The sequence below is a fragment of the Halobacillus sp. BBL2006 genome, assembly GCF_000786645.1.
Classification (GTDB): domain Bacteria; phylum Bacillota; class Bacilli; order Bacillales; family Halobacillaceae; genus Halobacillus.
Map to the genome: position 1 here is coordinate 1 of NZ_JRNX01000684.1, position 5,401 is coordinate 5,401.

Annotated in this window: 6 protein-coding genes; all 6 read right to left on the minus strand. The window is 44.8% G+C overall.

The genetic code is table 11. The features are described from left to right. The coding region (locus LD39_RS18230) for a hypothetical protein (RefSeq protein ID WP_035551284.1) at positions 1-382 on the minus strand (382 nt) is incomplete at its 3' end. A 187-nt stretch (positions 383-569) separates the two neighbouring features. After that, the gene (locus LD39_RS18235; RefSeq protein ID WP_035551287.1) at positions 570-1,982 is read right to left on the minus strand and encodes a sodium:solute symporter; all 1,413 of its coding nucleotides are present in this window, start codon (positions 1,980-1,982) and stop codon (positions 570-572) included. A 360-nt stretch (positions 1,983-2,342) separates the two neighbouring features. Beyond that, on the minus strand, positions 2,343-2,924 hold the full coding sequence (locus LD39_RS18240; RefSeq protein WP_035551290.1) for an aminodeoxychorismate/anthranilate synthase component II: 582 nt from the start codon (positions 2,922-2,924) through the stop codon (positions 2,343-2,345). A 33-nt stretch (positions 2,925-2,957) separates the two neighbouring features. Further along, entirely contained in the window at positions 2,958-3,761 is an 804-nt protein-coding gene (gene trpA, locus LD39_RS18245; RefSeq protein ID WP_035551293.1) for a tryptophan synthase subunit alpha, read from the minus strand. A gap of 3 nt (positions 3,762-3,764) precedes the next feature. Further along, positions 3,765-4,958 carry a tryptophan synthase subunit beta gene (gene trpB, locus LD39_RS18250; protein ID WP_035551295.1) on the minus strand — a complete coding sequence of 398 codons (1,194 nt, stop codon included), beginning with the start codon at positions 4,956-4,958 and terminating at the stop codon, positions 3,765-3,767. Beyond that, positions 4,933-5,401 (minus strand): phosphoribosylanthranilate isomerase (locus tag LD39_RS18255; protein WP_035551298.1); only part of this gene is annotated, 469 nt, incomplete at its 5' end. The genes trpB and LD39_RS18255, both read right to left, overlap by 26 nt.

Below are 5,401 nucleotides of genomic sequence, written 5' to 3' on the forward strand. Positions count from 1 at the left end.
TATTTTTCTTTTCTCTATCTATCTTTTTATCAGCTTTGGAATTCTGACCGTGGTCATCTGCCCGTTCTGAGTTTGAGTGTTCAGGGGGCTGATTGGCATGATCAGGTTTCTTTTGCTCTATAGAAGCAGCCGTCTCTTGCGTCTTATTTTTCGCCTGATCCACTCCTGGACTCTGTTTAGAATCCATTTCCCGCTCACGAGACGCAGTCTCTTCTTTTGAGCTTTTGGTTTCCACAACACTCGGCTTCTCTGGCCGATGGGCTTCAGAAGTTTCTTCTCCTTGCCCTTTGCCCTCGTTTCCTTTTTCAGCAGAAACCGCAAATGGAATAGCCGTAAACACAACTATAAAAGTCATGATCGTCATAACGGTTCGAAGGTTCAAAGGTTTCACCTCCTTTCAAGCGTTTTCATAACTATTTACAATAATTAAGTAGTTCGACAATTTTTCTGTCCGTTTTTCGACAAAACTCTTAATAATGATTATTTCGAATTACTCTCCACCCTATTTTTACCAAAACAAAAAGTCCCTCGATTCTGGTTGAACCGAGAGACTTTCGTTTATTCTACTATTACGCATTGGATGGCGCTTCACGAGTTTGATAGTTGCTCGTCGTTAATAGAGTAGCAACTATCAAGACGATGATAGCGACAGGGACAGCGACAACAACACTATTGACCTCAAATGGTTTCTGCAGGAGTACTTCCCATGTAAGGGTTGCGACAACTCCGGCAACCATTGAGCTTACCCCGCCGACAGCGTTGACGCGTTTCCAGAAGAAAACGGCTAGCACAGCAGGTGTTAGTCCTGCACCGTAAACAGTGTACGCATACATTTGAACACTGAGGACCGTAGGGAAGTAGCTGATAATTAAGAATGCAAGCAATCCTAGCACGACGATGAAGATACGCGTCATAGATAGAAGTTTTTTATCAGAGGCATCCTTGTTCACATACTTTCCGTAAAGGTCGTACGTTAAGTTCGTAGCAGCTGATAACAGATATGAGTTTCCTGTCGTAATAATGAAGGAAGCGGCAGCTGCCAGCAAAATTCCTCCGACAGCAACAGGCATAGCTACGGTTGTAGCCATAAGCGCCATTCCTGGATCGATGTTAGGGAATAAGGAACGGGACGCAAATGCAATCAAGGAAATAGATGGGGAAATAACGAGCATCGCGATCAACCATCCCAGTTGTGCACGTTTCGCTGCTTTGTTTCCTTTCGAGGAAGCAAGGCGCTGATACATGTTTTGGTCACCTAATAATAAGAATAATGAAGGCAGCAAGTAACCGATCATTTGAATCGTCGTCAGACCGCCCGTTGCACTCATGTGGGACTCAGGCACGTTCGCGACGATTTCACTCCATCCGCCTGCGACGATAAAGATGGTAGGAACGGTAATAATCAAGCCTCCGACCATTAAGAAACCGCTGATGGCATCGGTTTGGGAAACAGAACGAAGTCCGCCGATCATCGCAAGGAAAATAATCATTCCTGCACCGATCATGGTTCCTGCTCCGACGGACATGCCCGTCGTCAAATTAAGAATAAAGCCAAAGCCTTTCATTTGATAAGATACGATACCTACATAGGCTAGAATTATAATGACACTCGCAAGGTTACGGGCTGTACGACCGTATTTCGCTTCTAAAATCCCGGCAACGGTGAATTTTCCGTGTTCACGGATTTTAGGTGCGACGACATAAAGAATGATAATACCGACTAACGTTGGGAGCATCATCATAAAGGATGGCAAAATTCCATAGCTGAAGGCCATAGAAGTTTCACCGCCTGAAATACTTCCACTCCCAGTCCATGTAGCTAATAGTGTTCCCATCAATACGAAAGGTCCTAAACTTTTACCGGCTAATACGAAATCTTCACTTCCGGCAACTTTTTTCGACATGAATATGCCGATTCCGACCATAATTATTCCATAAATGGCTATAAACCATAGAAGAGTTGGATCTTGTTGCAGTTCCATAACTACTGAATCATCTCCTGATGTTTTTAGTTGGCTGGTTCTAAGTTGAGGTTAAATCTTTTCACATCGGCCGATATGTACACGTCCTCTGAACACAACGTTACCTAATCTATCATACTTTTAATCTTTGTAAAAATGTCGGAATGATGGGAAAAACGAGTCAATTGACCACCTATTTGTCTGATGTTATATATTTACAATCATTTATGAAAGCGATAACGACAGAGGATACAAAAATTGCTTTATTCTTATGAAATTTCTAATAAATTAACAATTCCATTCCAGAATTTTATAGCGAAATTAGTTCTTTTAGCCTACAAAAAAAGAGCTGATATCTAAAATAGATATCAGCTCCTTGCTTTATAAAATAGCTTTCATGCGATTTTGAATGACATTTTTTAATAGCCGTTTGCCATCATTTGTTCCGATCGATTCCGGGTGAAATTGCACACCTTCAATTGGGTAATCTAAATGGCGGATCCCCATAATTTCTCCTTCAACAGTGGCGGCTGTCACTTCAAAGCAATCCGGTAATCCGGGCAACTCAACGATGAGAGAATGATAGCGCATGGCTTCCATTGGGTTGTTTAACCCTTTATAAATGCCTCTGCCATCGTGAAAGATGTTCGAAGATTTCCCGTGCATCAGTCGATCCGCCCGAACGACATTCCCTCCGAACACTTGCGCAATGGCCTGATGACCGAGGCAGACGCCGAACATCGGAATTTTATCTTTATACCGGTCAATGACCTCCAGCGTGACCCCTGTTTCATCAGGGGAACAAGGTCCTGGAGATAGAAATATCAAATCAGGCTTCAACTCGTCAATCTCTGCTAGCTCCACTTTATCGTTCCGTCTGACGATGACCTCTTCTCCAAGCTCACCTAAATACTGGACAAGGTTGTACGTGAACGAATCGTAATGGTCGATCATATAGATCATCTCTGCTCTACTCCTCTCTGCTCTCTTGCTAACCTACTTTACAAGCTCATGGATACCATTCGAAAAATTCTCTAAAGCTGCATCTCGGTTTCCTTTCTCGACATGTTCCAGACCATCTTCAATCAAGCGGATGATTTTACTTCCGATGATCACCCCGTCGGCTTGTTTACGGACGAGTTTCACATCTTCATTGGAAGAGATGCCAAATCCAACAGCTACAGGAACAGGACTGTGCTCTTTCACTTTTTTAATGAAAGAAAGTGATTCAGCCGACATTCCTTTATTCTGCTCTCCTGTAACACCAAGCGTTGATACACAATAGAGAAAACCCCGGGCATGCTCAGCAATTTGTTTGATCCTTAAATCCGAATTCGGTGCGACAAGAGAGATGAACTCAATGTTCTTCTCTTCTGCCAAGCCTCTTACCTCTTCACTTTCTTCGTAAGGAAGATCAGGGATTAATACGCCTTCTGCTCCGTTTTCTTCTAACAATTTGAAAAAGTCTTCATGACCGATCTGGAGCACAGGATTATAATAAGTGAAAATCACGACTGGAATCTCAACGCCGTGCTTTCGAAGTTCTGGGACGAGCTTGATCGCTTTTCTTAGCGACATACCTGCATTCAAGGCGCGTTTTGCTGCCCTCTGAATCGTCGGCCCATCAGCTAGAGGGTCGGAATAAGGGACGCCGAGCTCAAGGATATCCGCTCCTTCTTCTTGCAGCCGGAGCGCATATTGGATCGTCATTTCAGGATCTGGATCCCCTGCTACCACAAATGGAATGAACAGGTTCTCGGTTTTGGTCAGTTTTCCTTGGAATGATGTTTTCGTCAGCATCGCTTATACCTCCTCCTCGAAATGATCCATCAGTGTCGCCATATCCTTGTCTCCACGACCTGATAAGTTAATCAAGATGGTTTGATCTCTAGACATTTCAGGTGCTTCCTTGAAGGCCTGGGCTAAGGCATGAGCACTTTCAATCGCTGGAATGATGCCTTCTGTTTCCGTCAAAAGTTTAAGCGCATCTAAGGCTTCTTGGTCGGTAATTGCTTCATAGCGGACACGACGGGATTGGAAAAGGTGTGCATGTTCTGGACCAATACCAGGATAATCTAGTCCTGCAGAAATTGAATACGGCTCGGTAATTTGCCCGTTTTCATCCTGCATCAAATACGTCAGGGAACCATGGATTACGCCTGGCGTCCCTTTAGATAGTGTCGCAGCATGTTCAGGCGTATCAATCCCTTTCCCGGCCGCTTCTACTCCGATCAGCTCCGCTTCATCATTAAGGAATGGGTAAAACATGCCCATCGCATTACTTCCCCCGCCGACGCATGCGTAAATGCGGTCAGGCAGCTCTGATTCCACTTGTAAAAATTGCTCTTTCGACTCGTCTCCGATTACCCGCTGGAAATCACGGACCATACGTGGGTATGGATGAGGGCCAACGACCGATCCGATGAGATAAAAGTGGTCCTCGCAGTTGGCTACCCAGTAACGGATTGCTTCATTGGTCGCATCCTTCAGTGTACCGTTTCCGCTTGATACAGAAACAACTTCCGCTCCTAACAGCTTCATGCGGAAGACATTCAATTCCTGACGGCGAATATCTTCTTCTCCCATGAACACTTTACATTCAAGGCCGAATTTTGCTGCGACCGTAGCAGATGCAACACCGTGCTGACCTGCGCCTGTCTCAGCGATGATTTTCTGTTTTCCCATCCGCTTCGCAAGTAACGCTTGGCCAACCGCATTGTTTAATTTATGTGCCCCTGTATGGTTCAGGTCCTCCCGCTTCAGATAGATTTTCGCTCCACCTAAATGGGCGCTGACTTTATCTGCGTAGGATAGAGAGGTCGGACGGCCTGCATATTCCTTTAATACGTGGTGATACTCTTCGAGGAACGAAGGATCTGCCATCGCTTCATCTAATGCTTCTTCGAGTTCCTGTAGTGGCCCCATCAACGTTTCCGGGACATACTTCCCTCCAAAGTCTCCGAATCGGCCTTTAATGTCTGGAAAAACTTGCAACATTCCGTTCCACCTCTTTCATGATTGTTTGGACTTTACTTATGTCTTTTTGTTCATTCATTTCGATTCCACTGGAAAGATCGATGCCTTCAGGCTTATGGCTTAACAATTCTCCAATATTTTCGGTATTAATTCCTCCAGCGATCAGGCAGGGTACGCCCTGCTCAAGGGCAAAATCGCGGTATCCGGGAACCGCTTCCCAATCAAAGCGAACCCCCGTCCCGCCGTATGCGCCTTTCACCTTGGAATCGATGACATACCCGTCGGCAACTCCCTGGAAAAGATCCATCTGTTTTCGTCCGTCATTTTGATGGTGAATGACCTTCCATACAGGCAATCCCGTAGCTTCTTTGATTTTCAGCAAATCAGAAACCGTTTCATTTCCATGAAGTTGAATGACATCCAAGTCTACAAAGTGAAGGACTTCTTCAATTTCATCAAGCGTC